Genomic DNA, 20,428 nt, shown 5'->3' with positions numbered 1-20,428 from the left:
GGCTGTATTAGCACTGGCCCCGACATCGGTGCGTGGGCGGTTTGGCGGCTAGCTGAGCAATTGCCTAATGCCAAATCCAGGGATCTTTTTCGTGAGTGAGTCCGTACTCCACTTGCCGGAGTAGGAATACCGGGCCAAGTGCTGCCGGTGAACTCTTAGTTTTAGTCCCTCAGCAAATCTGTAGGTATCAACGGTGCGTATCGTCGGGTGGCCTGAAGCGGTTGTGGGGCAGGCCACCCGACAGTTGGCACATGAACGTCAGCGTAGGAGGTTGGGTTTCAACCTGGGCTTAGCTGACTGCGGCAGCGTCTCGTCCCGCGCGGATTCCTGTCGCGAGAGCGCCGTCGATGAGGGCGTAAGAGCCACTGGCTATATCGGCTCCGGCTAGGAGAACGCGTCCGTCGCGGGCCTCGACTGCATCCAATTGCTCTACGAGTTGTCCAGGCCCGGGCACGGCCCACGTACCGCGGTATAGGGCGTCCTTGGTCCAGTTATGGGTGGCAACCTCCAGCACCTCGACGTCGGGGAGCCAGGTCCGCAAGACCTTTTCTACTTCCGTAATCGAGGAGCCGTCAACTGCGCTGGCATCGGAGCCGAAGGCCACTGCAATATGGTCACTGTCGATAGGCCGGTCGTACTGTAGGAGTACGAAGGGATGGCCTTCCGGCGCGAAGGCCATATAGGGAGTCCTATTTCCCTTGATCCGGCAGACTACCTTTTGTCCGCCCGAGATTTGACCCGATGCGCCCAGTTTTTCTGCATGCTGGTGAGGCGGGTTGAAGGTAATGCGGGACAGGACGTTCACCGGCACGGCACAAACAACGGCGGCCGCCGAAATCATTGTGCTGTCCGAAAGAGTCAAAGTCACGTGGGATTGGGCCTCGGAGACCTCGGTAACGGCTTTGCCCATGATGAACTCGGCATGGGTGTCGGAGCGGATTCCGTCCGAGAGAAGACCCATACCGCCGACGATTTTATAGCGGGAGATGACGTCCAGCATGAGACGCCAGTCCCAGCCCGAAAGTGCGAGCCATCGCAGCGGGAGGGTGAGCCCGGCCTTTTCCAGAGGAGCTTGGCAAGCTGCAGCCCAGAAGGACGAGGTCATATCCCGTTCCAGTTTGGACATCGGCACTCCGTCGAGGAACTCGCCCAGGGTCAGCTTGTCGTGTTCGATGGCGGCGTTCGAGAATCGAGGTTCGTGGGGGCGCTCGTATAGAGCTCGTGCTAGGTCCGCCAGCGCGGTCATGCCTTTGTCCATGAGTCCGAAAACAGCGTCCTCAGAGCCCTCCCGGACTTCTCCGTTGTCCAGGTACAGGAGTTGTTCTGGCGGAGTGAATTCCTCGAGGCTCAACTGGTAACGCTTGATCTCTGACCACACGTGGGGCTGCAGCCAGTGGACATCTGTTCCGCCGAGTTCGATGCGGGTGCCGAGACGGGTCTCTGTCCAGGTTCGTCCTCCGAGGCGTTCTGACGCTTCGATGAGAACTACGGATTTTCCTAAGCTGCTGGCTTCTCGTGCGGCTGCCAGACCTGCGAAGCCACCTCCGATGACTGCGACGTCATAGTCATAGTTCTTGGTCATGCTAGAGCCTTCGGGATTTCGACGGAAAACTTGCGGAAGGGAGCGTGGAAGGTCCAGGTGGATTCGCTTCCCTGGGGGAAGAACGCAGAGTCGCCGGCACGCAGAACGACTGTTTCTCCGTCGGCTGACGAAATGTGGACCTCTCCTTCAACGACCAAGATGTATTCGTCAGTTTCGAAAAAGTATGGCACTGGTACCCTGTCCGGGTATTGGCCCTCGAGGACTCGGAACATTCCGGTGCGTACGTCGTCGCGGCCCGGAATTTCGGAGAGCTCCCCGGTGACTTCACCTTCGACGATGAAGGGTTTGTATCCTTCCGACAGTTGGTCGGCATGAATCAGATGGCGTTGGGCTGTCATGGCAGTTCTTTCCTAATGGTGTCTAGCTTTAGCGTGATCCACGGGGAGGCACAAAGGTGCTCACTGGTAGGGGTAGTTCCGGCGCCCGTGGTTGACGGAGATCCACTTGAGGCTGGTCAACTCGTCAATGCTTGAATGGCCGTTGAGCCGGCCAACGCCGGATTGCTTTTCCCCGCCGAAGGGTACGATTGGCTCATCTGCGATAGTGGCGTCGTTGACATGGATCATGCCGCTCTGAATCTCTTTGGCAATCCGCATCCCGCGCGCGATATCGCGGGTATGAACGGCACCGCTCAGGCCGAAATCGGTGTCATTGGCGATATCGATCGCTTCCTGGTCATCGTTGAACTCAAGCACGATGATGACGGGCCCGAACAGTTCGTCGTGTGCAATCGGGGAATTTCGGTCGACGTTCTCAAGAACCACGGGCGGGAAGATGTTGCCATCAGGTTCTCCGCGCAGTACGGCCTTGGCTCCCGCTGCGACGGCGGCAGTCACCTTATCGTCCAATGCTGCAACCTGCCGTGCGTTGATGAGCGGTCCGATGATGGTGCCGGGGAGGGACGGATCACCCGTAGGAAGGGCCGCAACCTTTTCAATGAACCGGCTCTTGAACTCTGCAGCGATGCTTGAATGCACGAGCAGGCGGTTGGCCGACATGCAGATCTGTCCCTGATGTGTGAATCGGCTAAAGACAGCTGCGTCCACGGCGTACTCAAGGTCGGCGTCTTCGCAGACAATGAAGGCGCTGTTTCCGCCAAGCTCGAGGATTGACTTTTTGAAATGGCGGGCTGCAACCTCGCCGACGTGCCGGCCCACACCCGTGGATCCCGTAAATGCGATGACCCGTGGAGTTGGATGTTCCAGGAAGTAATCGCCAATGACCGGGATTTCTGTCACGGTGACGTTCAGCAGTCCGGCAGGTAGGCCGGCCTCTTCGAAGATCGAGGCCAGGAGGGTGCCACCTGTAATCGGTGTTTCCTCATGGGGTTTGATGACCACGCCGTTGCCGGTAGCCAGAGCTGGCGCCACTGACTTCATTGAAAGGAAGAACGGGAAGTTGAAAGGGCTGATGACCCCGACCACGCCGACCGGGACACGGTAAACGAAGTTTTCCGTATCTTCGACCGGCGACGGGTAGATCCGGCCCTCGATCCGCAGCGGCAGGGTTGCTGCCTCCTTGAGAGCGTCAACTACTAGGCCAATCTCAAATGCCGCTTTGAGGGCCGTACCGCCTACTTCCGCCGTGATCAATTCGCTGATCTCTGCCCGGCGTTCTTCGACGATCCTTGCTGCCGACTCGAAGACGGTCCGCTTCGCATATGCATTGACCTTGTTCCATGCCGTTTGCGCTACGGCGGCAGCAGCATAGGCCTCATCAATGTCGTCGGTGGTTGCGACAGGGAACTCACCCAGGGTCTTGCCCGTGAACGGGTTCAGGTCAACCAGTATCTTTTCGCCTGAACCGGCACGCCAAGCGCCCCCGATGTACTGCTGTGCAAGTTGCGCAGTGTCCATGTGTGTCTCTCTACCTTTCGGGCTCACTTCGAAGCCATACCGAATTTATTTGCCAACGATGACATGGGTCACACAGGTGGCGCGTCCGTATTTACACGGAGGTGCTTACGGATCTTTGGGTTGTGGTCCTCAGTGCTTACGAATTTCTGGAAAAGCCGATGAGGCCTTACAGCGCGGGCAGCTGTACGACGATGGATAGTCAATGACCGTGTACTGGACTTGTCACTGCCAGAGAGAGTTTGTCCACTCCGTGCATGGCGTCGGCGGCACGAACTAGAGCCAAATGCGAAAACGCTTGAGGAAAGTTGCCGGCCAGGCGATTTGTCGTTGGGTCGAATTCCTCGCTAAGCAGCCCCAAGTCATTGGCGGTGCTCAACAGCTTGGACATCAGGACCCTGGCTTCGTCCCTGCGTCCGCTGTGGGCATACTGCTCAACAAGCCAGAACGAACAGGCAAGGAACGGGTTTTCGCCTGGCGCCAGTCCGTCGACTCCGGTATCGGTCTGATACCGGAGCAGGAGTCCGCTTTCTGTTAGCAATTCCGTTTCCAGCTGAGCCACGGTACCAAGCATGCGTTCATCGTCGTAACGCAAAAAGCCCACCTGCGGCAAAGCCAGCAATGCAGCGTCTAAGTCTGGTCGGCCATAGGTCTGAGTGAAGGAGTTCAGATTTCGGTCGAAACCGCGGTCCAGAATTTCCAGCCTCAGCCGTTCACGAAGGTCAAGCCAGTGCTTCAGTGGGCCAGGGAGCCCGTGATCACGGACGGCGCGGATCCCGCAGTCGAAGGCGACCCACATCATGAGCCTGGAATGGGTGAAGTACCGAACCGGACCGCGCACTTCCCATAAGCCAGAATCCTTGTCGTGGTAATGCTTTTCCACGAAGTCCAGCAGGGTCCGCTGGAGCGTCCAGGAGAAGCTGTCTTCCTTCCCGCCAGCGAGCCGAAGCTTCTCGAGTGCCACCATAACCTCGCCGATTACATCGGCTTGGTACTGGGAGACGGCCGCATTGCCGATGCGCACGGGACTCGCGCCCTCGTAGCCCGGAAGATGAGGGAGAACTTTCTCTGGCAGGTCCCGTTCGCCTGCTATCCCGTACATGATTTGAATGTCCTCCGGGTCCCCCGCCAGAGCGCGCAAGAGCCAGTTCCGCCACTTGAGGGCCTCTGCTTCATATCCATGGGTCAGCATGGACTCAAGAGTCAGGGCGGCGTCACGAAGCCAGCAATATCGGTAATCCCAGTTTCTGGAACCGCCGAAATCCTCCGGCAGTGAGGTCGTGGGTGCCGCGACAATGCCGCCCGTTTCGAAATTCGTCAGCCCACGCAGGACAAGCAGTGATCGTTGTACCGAGTCGCCATAAATCCCGTCCGAGCGGCAGTGACCGCCCCACTCGGCCCAGTAATGGATGGTCTCCTGAAGGTTGTTGTCGAAATCGAGGCCCGGAGGAGCGTTGCGATAAGAAGGGAACCAGGTCAGCTCGAAATCGAGGTGTCCATCCGCTGAAACCGTGAACTCGCCGAGGTGACGATTACCTTCCGCCTCCGGAAGACTCCCACCCCTCAGCGCCCAAGCATCCGGTCCTGCCATGGCAAGTAGCACTTCCCCGCTGCCGGCAGGGGTATTTTCGCGACCACGGCTTACCCACGGTAATGCTGCACCATAGCGGGGACGGATCCTCAATTCTTGACGCACACGGACACTGCCGCTAAGGCCACTGACTCGACGCAGAATAGAGGACAGGCCTCTTCCAACGGGCATGAAGTCAATGACGCGGATTTGCCCCGATCCAGCCTCCCAGATCGTCTCCAGGACAAAGGTTGACTCCAAATATCGTCGGCTTACGACCTGGGCGTCCGCATCAGCCGGAGCAAGCAGCCATCGGCCATGTTCCTCGGTGCCCAAGAGCGACGCAAAGACGGATTCGGAGTCAAAGCGGGGAAAACAAAGCCAATCGATACTCCCGTACCGGGAGACGAGAGCTCCGGTGGAGAGATCTGACAAGAACGCGTAGTCCTCGATCAGGACTGACATAAACACACTAAATCACAATGAGGAACGCTGGGAAAGATACGCCGCGGGGGGCACAACGAAGTCCGGGCGAATTCCCGCCTCTCGCGAAATCGGTAGAACCACCCAGGTTCTAAATCCAGTAGGAAACCAGGTAGATTCCCCCACGCGAAAGCAGACCCTCCGCGACATAGTGATGGAGAAGCAGCCGCCGGTATAAAAGTGGAAGGAGCACCTAGGTGACCCGCGAAGAAGCATATTCTCACTGCCCCCCTGACTCCTATGTGGAGTATTACAGAAGCCAGTGGCTTATCGTCCCGTTCGCGCCCGTCGAACAGCCAGGATTTTTCGTGTGTGCTCCCAGCACCGGACGATCGCTGTCGGGCTCTACCGGTAATTGACGCCTTCCCGAGACATCAGCAACTTTTGATTTTTTGCGGGCTCGGGGGTAGTGACCACCAACAGCATAATGAGCCTGGGGGCGGTCGACTTCTCGTGGTTGTCCGCTAATAAGAGGCCATATCCAGCCTGTCGTTCTGCTTTTCGCTGAAGTTGCCAAGGCTTGAAGGTCCTACAACCCGTTCCAGTCAAACGTGCTGCACGGAGGACTAGAGGACTTGGTGAACCTATACCTTCCCCGGAGCATGGGGGTCATCCTTGGGGCTGGAGTCCTGCGAAGCCTTGGGAAGCACATGCAGTCGGGTTCCGCGGCCTCGTGACGCTAGAGTCGCGTCAGTACTTCCTGCGTCGAAAGCAGACGGAACGTCTGCACACGTACCGACTGCCCCGGCCCTCTCCTATTCTCGATCGATTCCCTGGTGCTGGCCGACGTTTCATTCATACGGTTCTTTAAGGTTTCAAGCCACTGCTGCAGGTCATTTTCGGTGCTCGGGCCGATCTGCATCGTTTCCACAAGTTCACTAGGGGACATTGGTGCGTACCGGGCGAAGGTCTTTTCAGGCGTGAGCGCCCATGTGGACATGCGTTCCAGTTCGTCGGCGGAGGACTGGATACTCAAATCGTAGGAAGCCACCCTTCCACCGCTGTCATAAGCCCAGGCAGAGGCCAGGTTCTCCAGAAGGAATGATTCATCAGACCAGCCAGTTAGAGCCGCTTTGAGAAAATCAGTGCTGTGAGGCGGAACATCGGGCAGGGCCAAGCGAGTTATTGCGCGATCATTAATTGCAGCCAGGAGGGCAGCGGGATCATCTTCAACCAGGATCTCGTGCCGGGGTGGCCAAACGTCGAAGCTACTGTGATCTCCGTGCATTTGTCCTACGTGGAAAACGTAAATCTGAGGGTACTGTGCTGACCTCGCTCGTCTGTCTGGCCGCGCTTCATAATGCAATAGAGCGCCAAGCTGCATCAGGAGGCTCGCACCGAGGGACCCCCAGGGTTCACGAACGACAATTCCAAGCCGGTCCCGCAATGACCAATCAGGGAGAATCTCATCGGTACTGACACGATTGCCGCGAACGGAAATAGTAAACATGTCTTTGCGGATGTCGGTAGCGACGTGCATCTTTCACTCCACTCAAATCACCTAGCGGTCCTTGTCCGCGGCATGATCGGAACGGACACGTGCTTAAACAGTGGCACGCGATAAACGACTGGCGCGTCCGTATAAACACGGATCTGGCTACTGGGTTTCGGCACGAGACCTCTGGACGAGGAGCAGATCGCTGCCCCGCGGCGGGCGGGTCAAGATCCTGTGGGGTTAGGATGCAGGCGCGCCCAAGCGGCGGCCATTTGCGCACGGTTCTCAAGGCCAAACTTCGCGAGGATGTTCTCTACGTGCGTTTCTGCAGTTCGTGGAGAAATGGTCAGCTCCGACGCTATTTCGCGGTTACTTAATCCCCGACCTAACAAGGCCGCCACTTCCTTTTCGCGGCGTGTAAGGCGGACGGCCGTTTCAGGTTCGGGGCCGGTGATTCCATCCTGACCTGCGGCCTCCTGCAGAAGAAGGTCGCTGGCGTCGGTTTGAAAACCTTCTGCGTAGGCCATGTCAAATGCTTTTTGCCCGAGGGCATCACGGCAGCGTTCGAAGGATTCCTGGCGTTGAGCCCCGATGTTGTGAAAGCCTGAGAAATGTCCACCCATGAACTTCCAGAGCCGGTCGGCGCCTCCGAAGAGGATCGCCGCTCGCGTATTTTGCTCGCCTTGTTGGGCGCACCATGCGAGAAGTTCGATGCAGTGTGCCAGCAGCAGCTGGTCGTGGACATAGCCCGCAACCTTCAAGGCCAATTCGCGTGCATGGGTGGGTTCATTTTGAATCCAGTCATGAACGGCAAGGGCGTATTCGATGTACCCGCGCCACATGAAGTCATCGGAGTCGTCGCAAAGCTCCAGCCCAGTCCTGCTTAGGTCGGCTACTCGACCGTTGTCACGATCGAAGGCAGCGAGCAGCACCGCGATGCCGATTGCATCCATCGTGAAGATTTCCGCCGCAGGCTGCGGGATGCTTTTGTAAGTTGCGATAGCTTTGTCCAGGAGCTCACGGGCTAACGTAACCCGGCCATGTCCTGCCTCTACGACGCCGGAAACCTGAAGCGCTAAGGCACGGTTCAGGGCATCCCCGGTAATTGCCTGACTTGAAGCGGCTAGTTCAAGAAGTTTCTCGGCGGACCGCAATTTGCTTTGTAAAGCGCACAGATAGGCATGAATGCAGAGGGCGTACTCGCGCTCTCGCGGGTATGCGTCCGTATTCGCCGAAGCCAGCACCCGCCCCAGGGTGGAACGCCCCTCAGAGAGTTGGCCTACCGTGAACCAGAAAAACCATAGTCCCGCTGCCATGCGAAGGCTCCCGGCACTGAGGTCCGGGTCCTGCAGACCATAGTCGATGGCGGCCAGGATATTGGGGTACTCCAGGCGTAAACGCTCTATGCGTTCCCGCTCACTACTTCCGGGAAAAGCAGTGGTGAGGCGATTGAATGATCCTTCGTAGTAGGCGAGGTGCTTGTTGTGCAGTTCCTGCCTCTCACCGAAGTCATCCAACCGGGATTCACCATAGTCTCGGATGAGACGCAGGAGACGATATCTCACCTCGTCACCGATGTTTTCCGCCATAACAACTGATTGGTCTACCAATGAGGCCAGCAGGTCCAGAAGGTCGGGAGGTGCCAACGGCGGTTGTCCACAGACCGCCTCTACAGCGGGAAGATCAAACGTATTTTCGAAAACGGTAAGACGGGACCACAGCAACTTCTCATCGTCGCTGCACAACTCATAGCTTCCCGCCGTCAGGGTCCGCAGCGTCCTGTGTCGAGGATCGGTCGCTCCCGCTCCCGCCCCCGCTCGCGGGAAGTCCGGATGGCCTTCCATACGTTCGATAATCTGCTCTATCGACAAAGCCCTCGTCCATGCCGCTGCGAGTTCTATCGCCAAAGGCAACCCGTCAAGCTTGTGGCATAGACGCGAAAGCGCGGGTGCTTGTGATTCGGCAACGGTAAATCCGGGCCGAACCAGCCGAGCGCGCGCAAGAAAGAGCTTGGCCGACTCAGAGCCCAGAACATCGGAAAGGCGAGCTTCGGGCGTCGTGTCCACAGGAAGTGAGAGTGGAGAGAGATTGACCAATTGACCGCCGTCTACGTAGAGCGCCCGCCGGCTTGTCGCCAATATCGTACTTTGAGTTCCTGATGAGACGAGATCCTGAAGCAGAAGAAGACAGTCTGAGTCCAGCGAGTCGCAACTGTCCAAAACGACAAGAGCTTCGAGATCCTGCATGAAGTCGCGTAACAGCACAGGCGAAACCTGTCCACTGTTCCGCATTCCTAGAGCAGCGGCAGCCCGGGCACAAAATTCCATGGGATCGCTGACTCCGGCAAGGTCGGCGAAGAACACGCCCTCGGGAAACCTCTTAACCAAGCGCTGAACCAGGTTAGAAACAAGGCGTGTTTTTCCAACTCCGCCCGGTCCGACCAGGGTAACGAAGCGGCTGACTTCAAGCGCACTGCCCAGCGTCGACTGCTCGGCCTCTCGTCCAATGAAGGTCGTCACATACTTGGGAAGCTGGGCCATCAGGGCCTGATCATCAGTCATCAAACAACGCCTCTCGTAACGCCACCCTGCCCCTCGGAGGCTCCCTTGCCAGCCAGTGGACAGGCGTCTTAGCCCTCTTAGGAGGGTTCAGGCAGCATGTGTGTGGGCGCGACGCCCGTAGCCGATCGGCTATTCACGACTGGGCAACCTGCCGTCCCCCAGCCGCGATCTCTTGTTAATTTCAGCCAATCATGGGCCCAGCTCCTGTGCCGCCAGTACGGGTAACGTTGCCGCAGCCGAAGCTCGGACGTGTTCGATGCACGCCAGACGTGCCTGTACGGGGTCACCGGCGAGGATGGTATTAACCATTCGCTGGAGGGCTTCAATAGTAGGCTCGGCTCGGTCTTTCATTGACAACGAGACCCGACGAATTTGATTGATTCGCACGTGCAGGCGGTTGACAGCCTCATGCAGCTCTTGATTGCCGGCCCCGGCCAGAAGGTAATCGTAGAAGACGTCGGTTGCCAGTAACGTTGCGTTCATATCGGAAACTTCAAGAGCCTTCCTTACAGGCTCGAAAGACTCGGCAAACACCTTTTTCGCCGAGGCTGATCCGCGAACGGCGAACAGCTCGCCGGCCAAGCCCTCCAGAACCGCCCGGATGTCGTAAATATCTGCAGCTTCTGCGTAATCAAGTTCCCGCACACGAGCGCCCCTGTTCTCGGTGAGAACAACAATGCGTTCTGCCGCCAGATGCCGTAGGGCATCGCGCACTGCGGTGCGGCCGACGCCGTACTTCACGGCCAGCTCCCGCTCGACGAGTTTTGTGCCTGGGACAAGGTCACCGTCCGCAATCGCCCGCCTCAGCACTTCTGGAAGATCCCGAACGTCTTCCGACGCCTCATCTGTCTGCACAAGCGACATCGTTGGTGTGCTCCTGGTTCGGTGAGTGGTGGTTCTTGATTTGAGCATACAGATCTCATTGGGACTTGAAACGGGTTAAACAGAATTTTGTCGACAAATATCTGAGCAGATATGCGCCCTTTGGTCGGGATGTTCCAAGGCTCAAGCGGAAGATTCCCGCTGCCTCGCGGCAGGGATCCCCGAATACCTCGGGACGTCGGGACGGTCGGTGACCGCGGCTTCTGGAGAAAGTGCAGAAAAATACGTGGAAATACGGAGTTTTTTTGTCGACATTTATCCCTAAGCTGGCTCCATTGCTCGACGCGGTGCAGGAACTGACTCAGGTCCGTGCTGGTCGGGAACGGCGCTGAGGCCATCCGATCCATTCGGGGCCAACGGCGCAGTACAGCACCGAATGAGGAATGGAGGAGTCCGGTTGTACAACTTGCACAAGCTGCTGTGGGACATCCGCAGAGACCCCACTCTCGCAGAGAGTTTTCGTAGCGATCCGGTTCCGATTCTTGATCAATACGGGGTGGAAGGCGAGGCGCGGACGGCAATGCTGGAGCTCGATTTCAAGAAGCTCCACAAGATCGGCGCAAACCCGTATCTGATCTACTTTTGCGCCATCCAGCTGGCTGTTGATCGTGCCGCCTACTACACACAGATCCGCGAGGAGGAGAACTGATGGGCAAGATCGTAGGAGCATTCGCAGCATCCCATTCCCCTGGAGTGACCGGCTGGCCGGAACGGGCCGAGCCGCGCAAAAGGGAAGCAATCGAAGGAGCCTTCGCTGAGGCTCGCCGCCGCATCGACGCTTTGGAACCCGATGCAATCATCGCTATTTCCGTCGAGCACTTCACCAACTTCAACTTCGGGAACCTGCCGGCGTTCGCGATTGCGACCGCGGACTCTTATTTGGGACCTGTAACTCCGGAGATGAGCAACTTTCTGCGGGTGGAGCAGCATCAGTATCCCGGGAACGGCAAACTCGGCCGCCACATCTACGAGTTCGCCATCTCGAATGAGTTCGATCCCTCACTGGTGGAAGGCGGCCTCGATTTCGACGAGAACTTCTGCGTTCCGTTCAAACACCTCGATCCCGAGTCAAAGTACCCGCTCGTTCCCATCATCGTGAACGGCGTAAACCCGCCCTGGCCCACAGCAAAGCGCAGCTACGAATTTGGCGAGATGCTCCGCCGTGCCGTTGAAGCGCAGGACGCGGTCGAACGTGTTGTGGTCGTCGGAACCGGTGGCCTCTCCCACTGGGTGGGGCTGCCCGAAGCAGGCCAGGTGAACGAGGAATTCGACCGCGACTTCATTACCCGAATCGAGAGCGGTGACCCGGAGCAGCTCAAGAGCTACTCGCCGAAGGAAATCGACGCTGCAGGCAATGGCGCTCACGAAGTCCGCACATGGATTGCCGCTGCTGGCGCCATCGGAGCCCCGTTCGAGGTGCTCGCGTACGAGCCTGTTCCTGAATGGCTGACCGGGACCGCCGTCGCTGCAGCAACGCCCGATTTGAAGCTCTAAGACCCCAACCCCAGACGGCTCCGCACCCGCGGAAGCCGAGCACCACCAAGGAGAAAACAAGAACATGAGCAAACTTCCCAAGATCACAGGTCGCGATCTGCGTGGCGTCATGGCCTACCCGCCCACGCCTGCTCTGCCCGGCGCGGACCAGGTGGAGGCACAGAACACCGTAGATCTCGCCGAAACCGAACGCATGATCCGCCAGCTGATCGCCGATGGCGTAGACGCCATCGCGTTGAACGGCACCCTCGGTGAAATGGCCACGCTGACTCTTGACGAATGGAAGGCCTTCGCTGAGTGCGCGGTACAGACAGCGCATTCAGTAAATCCCGACTTCCCCATCTTTGTCGGCTCAACTACCCTGAGCACCCGCGAAACCATCTCCCGTATGCGGTTCCTTTCGGAAATCGGTGCCACCGGTACCCTGCTGGGCCGCCCGATGTGGGGCGAGATGGTGGCCCCGGTCATGGAGAAGTTCTACCGTGACGTCGCCGAGGCCGTTCCCGAACTGGCGATCGTGGTCTACGACAACACCGCAGCGTTTGGCGGCATCATTCCGCGCTCGGTTTACCGGACGCTGGTCCAGCTGCCCCAGGTCGTTGCAGTGAAGTACGCCGGTGGCGCCTCGGTCGGCTTCCGGTACCACAACGACATGGCCCACACCGGTGACAAGTTCCCGCTGATGCCCATCGAGACCGACTGGTTCCCGGCTTGGGAGATGTACGGCGAGGAACTTGTGGGCATGGCCTGGTCGTCCACCACCGCCATGGGCCCGGATCCTGTCCTCCACCTGCGCGACGCACTGCAGCAGGGCCGCACCGATGACGCCCGCTGGCTCACCGAGCGGCTGCGGTGGGCACACGAGCCCTTCATCGTTGGCCAGGACTTCTTCGAGTTCGCAAAGTACAACATCCCGCTCGAGAAGATCCGCGTCAACAAGGCCGGCTACATCCACGTAGGCCAGAGCCGCGTGCCTTACACCGAGGACCTCGTACCCCAGGCGCACTGGGACTCCACCGCAGAACACGTCGAGCGCTACAAGAAGATCGGCGCGGAGATCGAAGCGCGACTGGGATCCCGCAAGAAGTAGCAGACCAGGAATAGACAGAGGAATCAGCGAGGTCATCAAAATGACAACGGAGTCGGTAAACCCGGACACGGATGCTCATCTGCGCCAGATCCGGGAAGGGATCAAGCAGGGGCGGTTTCCGGCCCATGTCTTCAACGATCAGCAGATCTTCGACCTGGAACAGGAACGGCTGTTCGGCCAGGCGTGGACCTTCCTGGCCCACGAATCGGAGATCCCGAAGCCGGGTGACTACGTCACCCGGTATATCGGAAACAACAATCTGATCGTTGCCCGGGACGAGCACGGCGAGATCCACGCAAATCTCAACATGTGCCGGCATCGCGGCAACATGATGTGCAAGTCGGAGATGGGGAACGCATCCCACTTCCGTTGCTCATACCACGGCTGGGTATACAAGAACTCTGGTGAGCTCATCGGAGTTCCGTACATGGCCGAGGGTTATGAAGGCCGGCTGAAGAGGAAGGACTGGAGCCTGGTGGGGGCCCGTGTGGACAGTTACGCGGGTTTGGTGTTTGGAACGTTCAACCAGGACGCTCCCACACTGGAAGAGTACCTCGGCGGGTTCCAGTTCTACCTCGACCTCTACCTCAAACAGGGCTTTGCCGGCAGTGAAGTGCACGGCCCGCCCGATCACTGGATCACCGAAACTGACTGGAAAATTGCGGCCGAGAACTTCGCAGGCGATGGTTACCACACCCCGGTAGCCCACCAGTTCGGCTTCAACCTGGGGTACTTCCCCTCATCAGGTGCGACCCACAGCCAGGGCTGGGCTGCCAGCATTCCTGGCAAGGGACACGGCATCGGCCTCGGGCACACTCCCGGTTTCACCCCCTTCGCGGGATTCCCCGAGGACCTCACCGAGGAGATGCGGCGCAGCTTCACGCCCGAACAGGTGGAAGTGTTCAGCAACACCCGCACAGCGGTTGGCACAGTGTTTCCAAACTTGTCCTTCCTGATGCAGCCCTTCAGCCTGACACCCGGTGAAACGGGTGTGCGGTTCGTGACGATGCGGTTGTACCATCCGATCGGCCCGGGAAAGACGGAAATGTATTCCTGGTGCCTGGTCCCCAAGGACGCCTCCGACGAGTACAAGGAAGCTGCCTACCAGGCATACACTCTCGCGTTCGCCCAGGCAGGTACGTTCGAGCAGGACGACTTGGAGAACTGGGCGCGCGTAACCCGCATGGCAAAGTCCTCGGCAGTGCGCGGCATCGAATTCCCGTACATGATGGGCATTGAGAGTAAACAGGACCCCGACTTCCCCGGTCCCGGGCACGTCGTCAAGCCCTACGTCAACGACTCCAACTTCCGGAACCTGTGGCTCCGGTGGGCGGACTACCTGCTGGGTGAGGCCTGATCATGACCGTACTCAGTGCCGTTGACCGGACCGTGCAACAAGACATTCAGGAATTTATGTTCCGCGAAGCACTCGCTCTGGATGAGCGCCGCTTCCGCGACTGGCTCGAATTTCTCTCCGAAGACATTACCTACGATGTGCCCCTGCGGGTGGTTCGTGAAGGACTGGCCGAATGGGAACTGTCCCCCAACGGCAGGATCTTCCAGGACAACAAGCAGACCCTCGAAGTCCGGGTCCGTCGTCTCGAAACCGATTTTGCCTGGGCCGAACAACCGCCCTCACGCACACGCCACTACGTGACAAACGTGCTCGTGGACGCCGGTGAGCAGGACGGCGAATACGAAGTCAGCTCTTACTGCCTCATTTACCGCAGCCGCGGCGACAGCATCGAGCCGAACTTCGTCTCGGTGTTCCGAAAGGACCTCGTCCGTAAAACTTCCGACGGTTACGAGATCGCACGCCGCTGGGCAGCCATCGACCAGGCGGTCATCAACGCCCACAACCTGTCCATCTTCATCTAGGAGGAATGAATTATGTCCGAATCGACAGCAAGGCCTCAGGCGGAGAACCCGGACACCGGTGAAGTGCTTGAGTTTCCGAAGGACGGCGGCAACAGCGGCCCGATCGTGATTGCCAACGAGTTCGCGGATGTCGTTGTTCGCAAGGTCGAAACACGAAACGGCGTCCGCCTTGAGCTGTGGTCCCCCCGTCGTGGGACCAGCGTGCGCTTTGACGCCGTTGCCCTTGATGTTTTGAGCTACCAGGAACCGGAGTTCATCACCAAACTGCTGAGCAGGACTCCAGGCGCATGAGTAAAACACTTTCCGGGCAGCACATCCTGGTCACGGGCGGGGGTCAGGAATCGCCCGGGCGGCCGCCGAACGGTACCACCGTGAAGGGGCGAAAGTCACTGTCCTGAACCGGTCCGCAGGTGGTGCCCAAGCAGTTTCGGAGGCCTCCGGCGGCGCCATTCAGGCCCTCGTCGGCGACGCTACCGACGCCGGTGTCCTCCGGGACGCCATCGCGGCCGCGGCCGACGCAGAGGGAAGACTGCACAACATCACTTGCGGCGTCGGAGTGTTCGACAATTACGCCAAGGTCAATGAGCTGTCTTCAGAAGAGCTCTTGACCGCGGCCGAGGAGGTGTGGCGGGTCAACGTGCGCTCAACGTTGCTCGCGGTCAATCTCGCCGTGCCGGCACTGCGCGCAGCGGGGGATCTGTCACCCTCACCCTCTCCGAATCCGCGTTCAACGCCATTGGAGGCGGCGTGCTGTACGGCAGCTCCAAGTGGGCACTGCGCGGAATTGTTGACCACCTCGCTGCCGAGCTGGCACCCGAAATCAGGGTCAATGGCGTGGCACCAGGCGGCACTGGAGGAACCCGTTTCGGCGGGCTGTCGACGCTCGGGCAAACCATGACAGCTGACCGTGTGGAAGGCCGCGACGAGAGAATCGCGGCTCACACGCTGCTCGGCTTCACCGCCACACCTGAAGACCACAGCGGGGCCTACCGCTTCCTGGCCGACCCGGTCGACGCCCGCGTTGTCACCGGAGTGGTGATCCGCACCGACGGCGGACGACGCCTCTAGCAGACCCCCCACCCAAAAACCAGGAAAACGGTACGCCGTCGTACCGACACCAGAATGAGGAACACAAATGGTTCAGAAGTCCATCGAAATCCGTAAGACCTTTGCACAGGTCGAAGAGATCCGCACATCGGCCGGAAAGGGCGACAGCGGCGGACCGCTGCGTAAAGTCGCCGTCTGCGCCGTAATCACAAACCCCTACGCCGGGCAGGGCTTTGTCGAGGACCTCTCAGCCCTGGTCGAGGCATCGCAGGAAATCGGAACGCTGCTGGGCAAAGAGGCACTGGGGCTGCTCGGAGCCCCGGTCGAAAGCTACGGCAAGGCAGGCCTCGTCGGGAGTGCAGGCGAACAGGAACACATCAACGCCGCCCTTACCTCAGTATTCGGAGACGCCTTCCGCGAGGCCATTGGTGGAGGTGCGGCCTGGATCACGTCGGTGACCAAGCCCGCCACCGCAGGTTCCGTCATCGACGTGCCGACGGCTTTCAAGGACGAAGTCTGGGTCCGCTCGCACTACGACGCCATGGAAGTACGGGTGCCGGACGCACCCCACCCCGACGAACTGGTCGTCATCGCCGCCGTAACAAACCGTGGACGGCTGAACGCACGCGTCGGCGGTATGTCCATCGCAGAGGCGAAGGAGAAGGGGCTGTGACAGGATCGATCGCAGTCGTCGGAGCGGGCACGATCCTCTCCGGAGACTGGCAGTCACCCATCATCAAAGACGCTGATACCGTCATCACCAGGGACGGGATCATCACAGCCGTTGGCCGCAAGCAGGATCTGCTTGCCGAAATTGACGCGTCGTCCCATGTTATCGACGCCAAGGGCACCACACTCGCACCCGGGCTCATCGACTCTCACTGCCACGTGGTCATCGGCGACTACACACCCCGCCAGAAAACCGTGGACTTCCTCGCCAGCTATGTGCACGGCGGCATCACCAGCGTCGTATCCCCCGGCGAAATCCACGCACCCGGCCGACCGAGCTCCGCCATAGGAGTCAAAGCTCTCGCGATTGCAGCGAAAGAGTGCTTCGATAACTTCCACCCCAACGGCATGACCGTCCATGCCGGTGCCGTTGTCCTTGAACCGACGCTGCAGGAAAAGGACTTCGCCGACCTGCAGGAGGCAGGAGTTCACCTGGCGAAGTTCGGGTTCGGCCGCTACTTGGATCCCGCGGACGGCGTAGACCAGGTCCGGTGGGCAAAAGAACACGGGATCACCGTCATGTGCCACTCGGGAGGGGCGAGTATCCCCGGAAGTAAGCCGATCACCCCGAAGCACCTCCTCTTGCTGGCCCCGCACGTATGCGGCCATGTCAACGGTGGGCCGACCTCACTCGATGAGGCCGGAGTGGACCTCATCATGGACGAGACGGACATGGCTTTGCAGCTCGTGCAGGCCGGCAACCTGCGCTCTGCAGTGCGGATTATTAACCGTGCCGCTGACAAGGACATGTTCGAGCGTGTGGTGATAGGTTCGGACACCCCAACCGGCACCGGTGTCATGCCCCTCGGTGTGATGAAGACCGTAGCGGAGCTGTCATCGCTCTCCAACGTAGACCCGGCCCTCGTATGGGCGGCTGCGACCGGCAACAACGCCCGCGTATGGGACCTGCCCGCAGGTTTCATCGCTCCCGGACGCGCCGCCGACCTCGTAGTTCTCGACGCCCCTTGGGGATCAACCCGCGACGACGCCCTCGGCGCGCTGTCCGTAGGAGACATCCCGGGCATTTCAGCAGTCATCACCGGCGGAGTTGTCCGTACTCTCCGCAGCCGGAACACACCACAAGCTGCACGCGCGGCCGAGGTCACGCCACGCATCGAGCACCTCGAAGCCTCAGGCCACTGAGAAATCGAGCATCAAAGGAGACAAAGACATGGCATTCAAGATCACGGTTGATCTTCCGGCTTGCCAGGGTTACGCAAACTGCCTCATCGAAGGTCCTGCACTTTTCGACATCGATGATGACACCAACAAAGCGGTAGTGATCGGCTCTGACGAACACGACGAAGCTTTGCGGGCCCAGGCAGAAGCCGCCCGGCGCGGGTGCCCGGCACACGCCATCTTCATCGAGGACATCTGATGCAGCGAATCGTCGTGGTCGGAGGCTCACTCGCCGGAGTGCACGCAGCTGAAGCGCTCCGCGAGCGTGGGTTTGACGGGGAACTGACGCTCGTGTCGGCCGAAGCGGGACTTCCATATGACCGCCCACCCCTGTCCAAGGAACTCCTGCTTGACGGCATGACGCCCGAGCAACTTCTGCTCCGACCGGCCCCCTGGTACGAGACACAAGGCATCGAGTTGCGGCTCAACACCGCCGCCCGCGGCATTGATGCAGGCAAAGGGCTGCTCGCGCTCACCGACGGATCCGACCTTCCCTACGACGGAATGGTCATAGCCACAGGCTCCGCCGCCCGCCGCTTCCCCAGTGACACCACCCAGGCTCGGGTACACGTGCTCCGGACCCTCGACGATGCCCTCGAACTCCGTCCCGAGCTCATACCGGGCAGGCACCTCGTAATGATCGGTGGTGGATTCGTTGGCCTCGAAGTCGCGGCCGTAGCCCGGGGGCTTGGACTGGACGTCACCTTGATCGAAGGATCCCCAATGCCCCTGGCCCGGGCCTTCGGCACCGAGATCGGCTCATGGTACCGGGAGCTTCACGAAGGCAACGGCATCCGCATGATCTGCGGCTCATCCGTTCAAAGCCTGCAAGACTCTCCCGGCGGGGTCACAGTCACCCTCAGCAACGGTGAGAGCCTCAGCGCTGACGTCGTAGCAGCAGGCATCGGTGCCACACCCGCTGTCGAGTGGCTCACCGGAAGCCCCGTCGAGGTTGCCAACGGTGTCACCTGCACACCGGAACTGCTGACTTCTGTCCCGAACATCGTCGCTGCCGGAGACGTCGCCAGCTGGCGCAACCCGGTCTTTGACGAGGAAATGCGCATCGAACACTGGTCGAACGCAGTGGACCAAGGCCGGCACGCAGCAGCAACACTGCTAGGCGAGAGGGACCCCTTTGCGTCAGTGCCGTACTTCTGGACAGACCAGCATGACAAAAAGATGCGGTTTGTGGGCCGCACCGCCGGTGCCACCGACATCCGAATCGAAGAAATGTCGGACGAGAAACTGGTTGCCACCCTCGGCCGCGACGGCCTGCTAATCGGTGCCCTCACCGTCTGCGCTCCGCGGCAACTCGCCAAATACAAAGTCGCGATCCAGAACCGCACACCTTGGGAAGCCACCGACGCAACCCGGCTGGCCCCGGCTAACTAAATCTTCCTTTCCCACCCGAATCCAACAAGGAGACATACATGAACACCGTCAAAACGGGCGACGCACTCTCGCTCATCGAGCTCTTCCCCCAGGACGAAGACTGGTCCCTGCAGACCATGCGCCTGCTTTCCCAGGTCGCAGTCGGCGGCTCAGACCTGTTTGAATGCGCACGTACAGCAGCCCGCATCGGGCGGGAAACCACCGACGGCGAAACCTGGCACCGCGAGTGGAGCCAAACAGCAAAAGACATCGCAGCCGCCGGTTATGAAGCCCTCGAACGCGGTGACATCACCACCGCCCGGCGCGCGCTGTTCCGCTCCATGAGCTACTGGCGCCACTCCGAATTCTTCCTCGACTCCTTCGACGAGCGACGCACTGAAGCCTACGTCGAGGGCACCAAAAACTTCCAGAAGGCAGCCGAGCTGTCCGACGGACTGATCGAGCGGATCGCCGTACCGTTCGAGGGCAAGGAGATGGAGGGCTACATCGTCCGTCCAGACAACTCCGGTCAGGCCCGCCCCACGGTCCTCTTCCTTGGCGGCGCCGACTCCTGGGCCGAAGAACTCTACTTCCTGGGCGGAACCGAATTCCCGGCTCGCGGCATGAACGTCGTCATGGTCGACACCCCCGGACGCGGCAGCTCGCTGCGCTTCAAGGAAATGTACAGCAGGCCCGACTACGAGGTACCTGTCGCCGCCATCTTCGACTTCCTTGAGAAGCGCAGCGATGTCGACGCGGACCGGTTCGGTCTCGCCGGCGTGAGCTTCGGTGGCTACTACGCCCCGCGTGCTGCCGCATTCGAACCCCGTGTGAAGGCAGTAGCCGCCTGGTGTGGAACGTGGAGCATCCTTACGGACTTCTACGAGTTCTATCCGCCCCTGCAGAAGCAGCTCCAGTGGCTCAGCGGCTCAAAGGACGACGCAGAAGCCCGTGAGAAGCTGGCCAAATTCACCCTGGACGGTGTTGCAGACAAGCTCAAGATCCCCGTCTACGTTATGCACGGCACCGCCGACATCATCATGGACATCAAGGGCGCCGACCGCTTCGTTGAGGCGCTTACCTCCGACGACGTCACTGTCGACATCTACGACGGCGCCGGATCGCTGCACTGCAGCTACGACTACATGTCAGTAGCAGGTGCACGATTGAGCGACTGGTTCCTCCACCGCATCTAACGGCATCCCGGCTGGCTCCCCGCAGTCATTTTTCCGAGGATACATCGCGTCTCCCCT

General features: G+C 59.8%; 18 protein-coding genes and 1 pseudogene. 12 read left to right on the top strand and 7 right to left on the bottom strand.

Annotated elements, in window-relative coordinates:
* Positions 1-289: 289 nt before the first annotated feature.
* The 7 genes from OUO20_RS18020 to OUO20_RS17990 all read right to left on the bottom strand — a co-directional run bounded on the left by OUO20_RS18020 (position 290) and on the right by OUO20_RS17990 (position 10,369).
* A complete protein-coding gene (locus OUO20_RS18020) occupies positions 290-1,582 on the bottom strand; it encodes a flavin monoamine oxidase family protein (RefSeq protein WP_326498049.1) in 1,293 nt (430 codons plus the stop codon).
* A complete protein-coding gene (locus OUO20_RS18015; protein WP_268002301.1) occupies positions 1,579-1,941 on the bottom strand; it encodes a cupin domain-containing protein in 363 nt (120 codons plus the stop codon). The genes OUO20_RS18020 and OUO20_RS18015 overlap by 4 nt, the downstream gene beginning before the upstream one ends.
* A 60-nt stretch (positions 1,942-2,001) precedes the next feature.
* Positions 2,002-3,459 (bottom strand): aldehyde dehydrogenase family protein, encoded by a 1,458-nt coding sequence (locus tag OUO20_RS18010; protein WP_268002300.1) that lies wholly within the window; start codon positions 3,457-3,459, stop codon positions 2,002-2,004.
* Positions 3,460-3,658: 199 nt separating this feature from the next.
* A complete protein-coding gene (locus tag OUO20_RS18005) occupies positions 3,659-5,491 on the bottom strand; it encodes a glycoside hydrolase family 15 protein (protein ID WP_268002299.1) in 1,833 nt (610 codons plus the stop codon).
* Positions 5,492-6,188: 697 nt separating this feature from the next.
* Positions 6,189-6,989 carry a hypothetical protein gene (locus OUO20_RS18000; RefSeq protein WP_268002298.1) on the bottom strand — a complete coding sequence of 267 codons (801 nt, stop codon included), beginning with the start codon at positions 6,987-6,989 and terminating at the stop codon, positions 6,189-6,191.
* Positions 6,990-7,168: 179 nt separating this feature from the next.
* Complete coding sequence (locus tag OUO20_RS17995; RefSeq protein ID WP_268002297.1) at positions 7,169-9,505, bottom strand: ATP-binding protein; 2,337 nt, start codon at positions 9,503-9,505, stop codon at positions 7,169-7,171.
* A gap of 189 nt (positions 9,506-9,694) precedes the next feature.
* Positions 9,695-10,369, bottom strand: coding sequence for a GntR family transcriptional regulator (locus OUO20_RS17990; RefSeq protein ID WP_268002296.1), 675 nt, complete (start codon positions 10,367-10,369; stop codon positions 9,695-9,697).
* Positions 10,370-10,784: 415 nt separating this feature from the next.
* On the opposite strand from OUO20_RS17990, the gene OUO20_RS17985 reads away from it, so the two are divergent.
* The 12 genes and pseudogenes from OUO20_RS17985 (at position 10,785) to OUO20_RS17930 (ending at position 20,371) form a co-directional block, all read left to right on the top strand.
* Complete coding sequence (locus OUO20_RS17985; RefSeq protein WP_268002295.1) at positions 10,785-11,036, top strand: hypothetical protein; 252 nt, start codon at positions 10,785-10,787, stop codon at positions 11,034-11,036.
* On the top strand, positions 11,036-11,881 hold the full coding sequence (locus OUO20_RS17980; RefSeq protein ID WP_268002294.1) for a hypothetical protein: 846 nt from the start codon (positions 11,036-11,038) through the stop codon (positions 11,879-11,881). Before OUO20_RS17985 ends, OUO20_RS17980 begins: the two co-directional genes overlap by 1 nt.
* A 64-nt stretch (positions 11,882-11,945) precedes the next feature.
* Positions 11,946-12,971 carry a dihydrodipicolinate synthase family protein gene (locus OUO20_RS17975; protein WP_268002293.1) on the top strand — a complete coding sequence of 342 codons (1,026 nt, stop codon included), beginning with the start codon at positions 11,946-11,948 and terminating at the stop codon, positions 12,969-12,971.
* Positions 12,972-13,011: 40 nt separating this feature from the next.
* Positions 13,012-14,328 (top strand): aromatic ring-hydroxylating oxygenase subunit alpha, encoded by a 1,317-nt coding sequence (locus OUO20_RS17970; RefSeq protein ID WP_268002291.1) that lies wholly within the window; start codon positions 13,012-13,014, stop codon positions 14,326-14,328.
* A 2-nt stretch (positions 14,329-14,330) separates the two neighbouring features.
* Positions 14,331-14,849: an aromatic-ring-hydroxylating dioxygenase subunit beta gene (locus OUO20_RS17965; protein ID WP_430228730.1), complete on the top strand. Its 519-nt coding sequence runs from the start codon at positions 14,331-14,333 to the stop codon at positions 14,847-14,849.
* A gap of 12 nt (positions 14,850-14,861) precedes the next feature.
* Positions 14,862-15,140 carry a hypothetical protein gene (locus OUO20_RS17960; RefSeq protein WP_268002289.1) on the top strand — a complete coding sequence of 93 codons (279 nt, stop codon included), beginning with the start codon at positions 14,862-14,864 and terminating at the stop codon, positions 15,138-15,140.
* A gap of 49 nt (positions 15,141-15,189) precedes the next feature.
* Positions 15,190-15,917, top strand: a pseudogene (locus tag OUO20_RS21760) (SDR family oxidoreductase).
* A gap of 67 nt (positions 15,918-15,984) precedes the next feature.
* Complete coding sequence (locus tag OUO20_RS17950) at positions 15,985-16,569, top strand: amino acid synthesis family protein (protein WP_268002287.1); 585 nt, start codon at positions 15,985-15,987, stop codon at positions 16,567-16,569.
* Positions 16,566-17,768, top strand: coding sequence for an amidohydrolase family protein (locus OUO20_RS17945; protein ID WP_268002286.1), 1,203 nt, complete (start codon positions 16,566-16,568; stop codon positions 17,766-17,768). Before OUO20_RS17950 ends, OUO20_RS17945 begins: the two co-directional genes overlap by 4 nt.
* A 28-nt stretch (positions 17,769-17,796) precedes the next feature.
* The gene (locus tag OUO20_RS17940) at positions 17,797-18,003 is read left to right on the top strand and encodes a ferredoxin (protein ID WP_268002285.1); all 207 of its coding nucleotides are present in this window, start codon (positions 17,797-17,799) and stop codon (positions 18,001-18,003) included.
* On the top strand, positions 18,003-19,196 hold the full coding sequence (locus OUO20_RS17935) for an NAD(P)/FAD-dependent oxidoreductase (protein ID WP_268002284.1): 1,194 nt from the start codon (positions 18,003-18,005) through the stop codon (positions 19,194-19,196). Before OUO20_RS17940 ends, OUO20_RS17935 begins: the two co-directional genes overlap by 1 nt.
* Before the next feature lie 38 nt (positions 19,197-19,234).
* Positions 19,235-20,371 carry an alpha/beta hydrolase family protein gene (locus OUO20_RS17930; protein WP_268002283.1) on the top strand — a complete coding sequence of 379 codons (1,137 nt, stop codon included), beginning with the start codon at positions 19,235-19,237 and terminating at the stop codon, positions 20,369-20,371.
* The last annotated feature ends 57 nt before the right edge of the window (positions 20,372-20,428 follow it).

Source organism: Arthrobacter sp. FX8, assembly GCF_026723805.1.
Taxonomy (GTDB): Bacteria; Actinomycetota; Actinomycetes; order Actinomycetales; family Micrococcaceae; genus Arthrobacter.
This window is presented reverse-complemented; position numbering and strand designations above follow the sequence as displayed.

Coding starts and splice junctions, on each gene's coding strand:
- OUO20_RS17950 (WP_268002287.1), top strand. CDS start 15,985: ATGGTTCAGAAGTCCATCGAAATCCGTAAGACCTTTGCACAGGTCGAA.
- OUO20_RS17980 (WP_268002294.1), top strand. CDS start 11,036: ATGGGCAAGATCGTAGGAGCATTCGCAGCATCCCATTCCCCTGGAGTG.
- OUO20_RS17935 (WP_268002284.1), top strand. CDS start 18,003: ATGCAGCGAATCGTCGTGGTCGGAGGCTCACTCGCCGGAGTGCACGCA.
- OUO20_RS18010 (WP_268002300.1), bottom strand. CDS start 3,459: ATGGACACTGCGCAACTTGCACAGCAGTACATCGGGGGCGCTTGGCGT.
- OUO20_RS17930 (WP_268002283.1), top strand. CDS start 19,235: ATGAACACCGTCAAAACGGGCGACGCACTCTCGCTCATCGAGCTCTTC.
- OUO20_RS17990 (WP_268002296.1), bottom strand. CDS start 10,369: ATGTCGCTTGTGCAGACAGATGAGGCGTCGGAAGACGTTCGGGATCTT.
- OUO20_RS18015 (WP_268002301.1), bottom strand. CDS start 1,941: ATGACAGCCCAACGCCATCTGATTCATGCCGACCAACTGTCGGAAGGA.
- OUO20_RS17995 (WP_268002297.1), bottom strand. CDS start 9,505: ATGACTGATGATCAGGCCCTGATGGCCCAGCTTCCCAAGTATGTGACG.
- OUO20_RS18000 (WP_268002298.1), bottom strand. CDS start 6,989: ATGCACGTCGCTACCGACATCCGCAAAGACATGTTTACTATTTCCGTT.
- OUO20_RS17975 (WP_268002293.1), top strand. CDS start 11,946: ATGAGCAAACTTCCCAAGATCACAGGTCGCGATCTGCGTGGCGTCATG.
- OUO20_RS18020 (WP_326498049.1), bottom strand. CDS start 1,582: ATGACCAAGAACTATGACTATGACGTCGCAGTCATCGGAGGTGGCTTC.
- OUO20_RS17965 (WP_430228730.1), top strand. CDS start 14,331: ATGACCGTACTCAGTGCCGTTGACCGGACCGTGCAACAAGACATTCAG.
- OUO20_RS17970 (WP_268002291.1), top strand. CDS start 13,012: ATGACAACGGAGTCGGTAAACCCGGACACGGATGCTCATCTGCGCCAG.
- OUO20_RS17960 (WP_268002289.1), top strand. CDS start 14,862: ATGTCCGAATCGACAGCAAGGCCTCAGGCGGAGAACCCGGACACCGGT.
- OUO20_RS18005 (WP_268002299.1), bottom strand. CDS start 5,491: ATGTCAGTCCTGATCGAGGACTACGCGTTCTTGTCAGATCTCTCCACC.
- OUO20_RS17940 (WP_268002285.1), top strand. CDS start 17,797: ATGGCATTCAAGATCACGGTTGATCTTCCGGCTTGCCAGGGTTACGCA.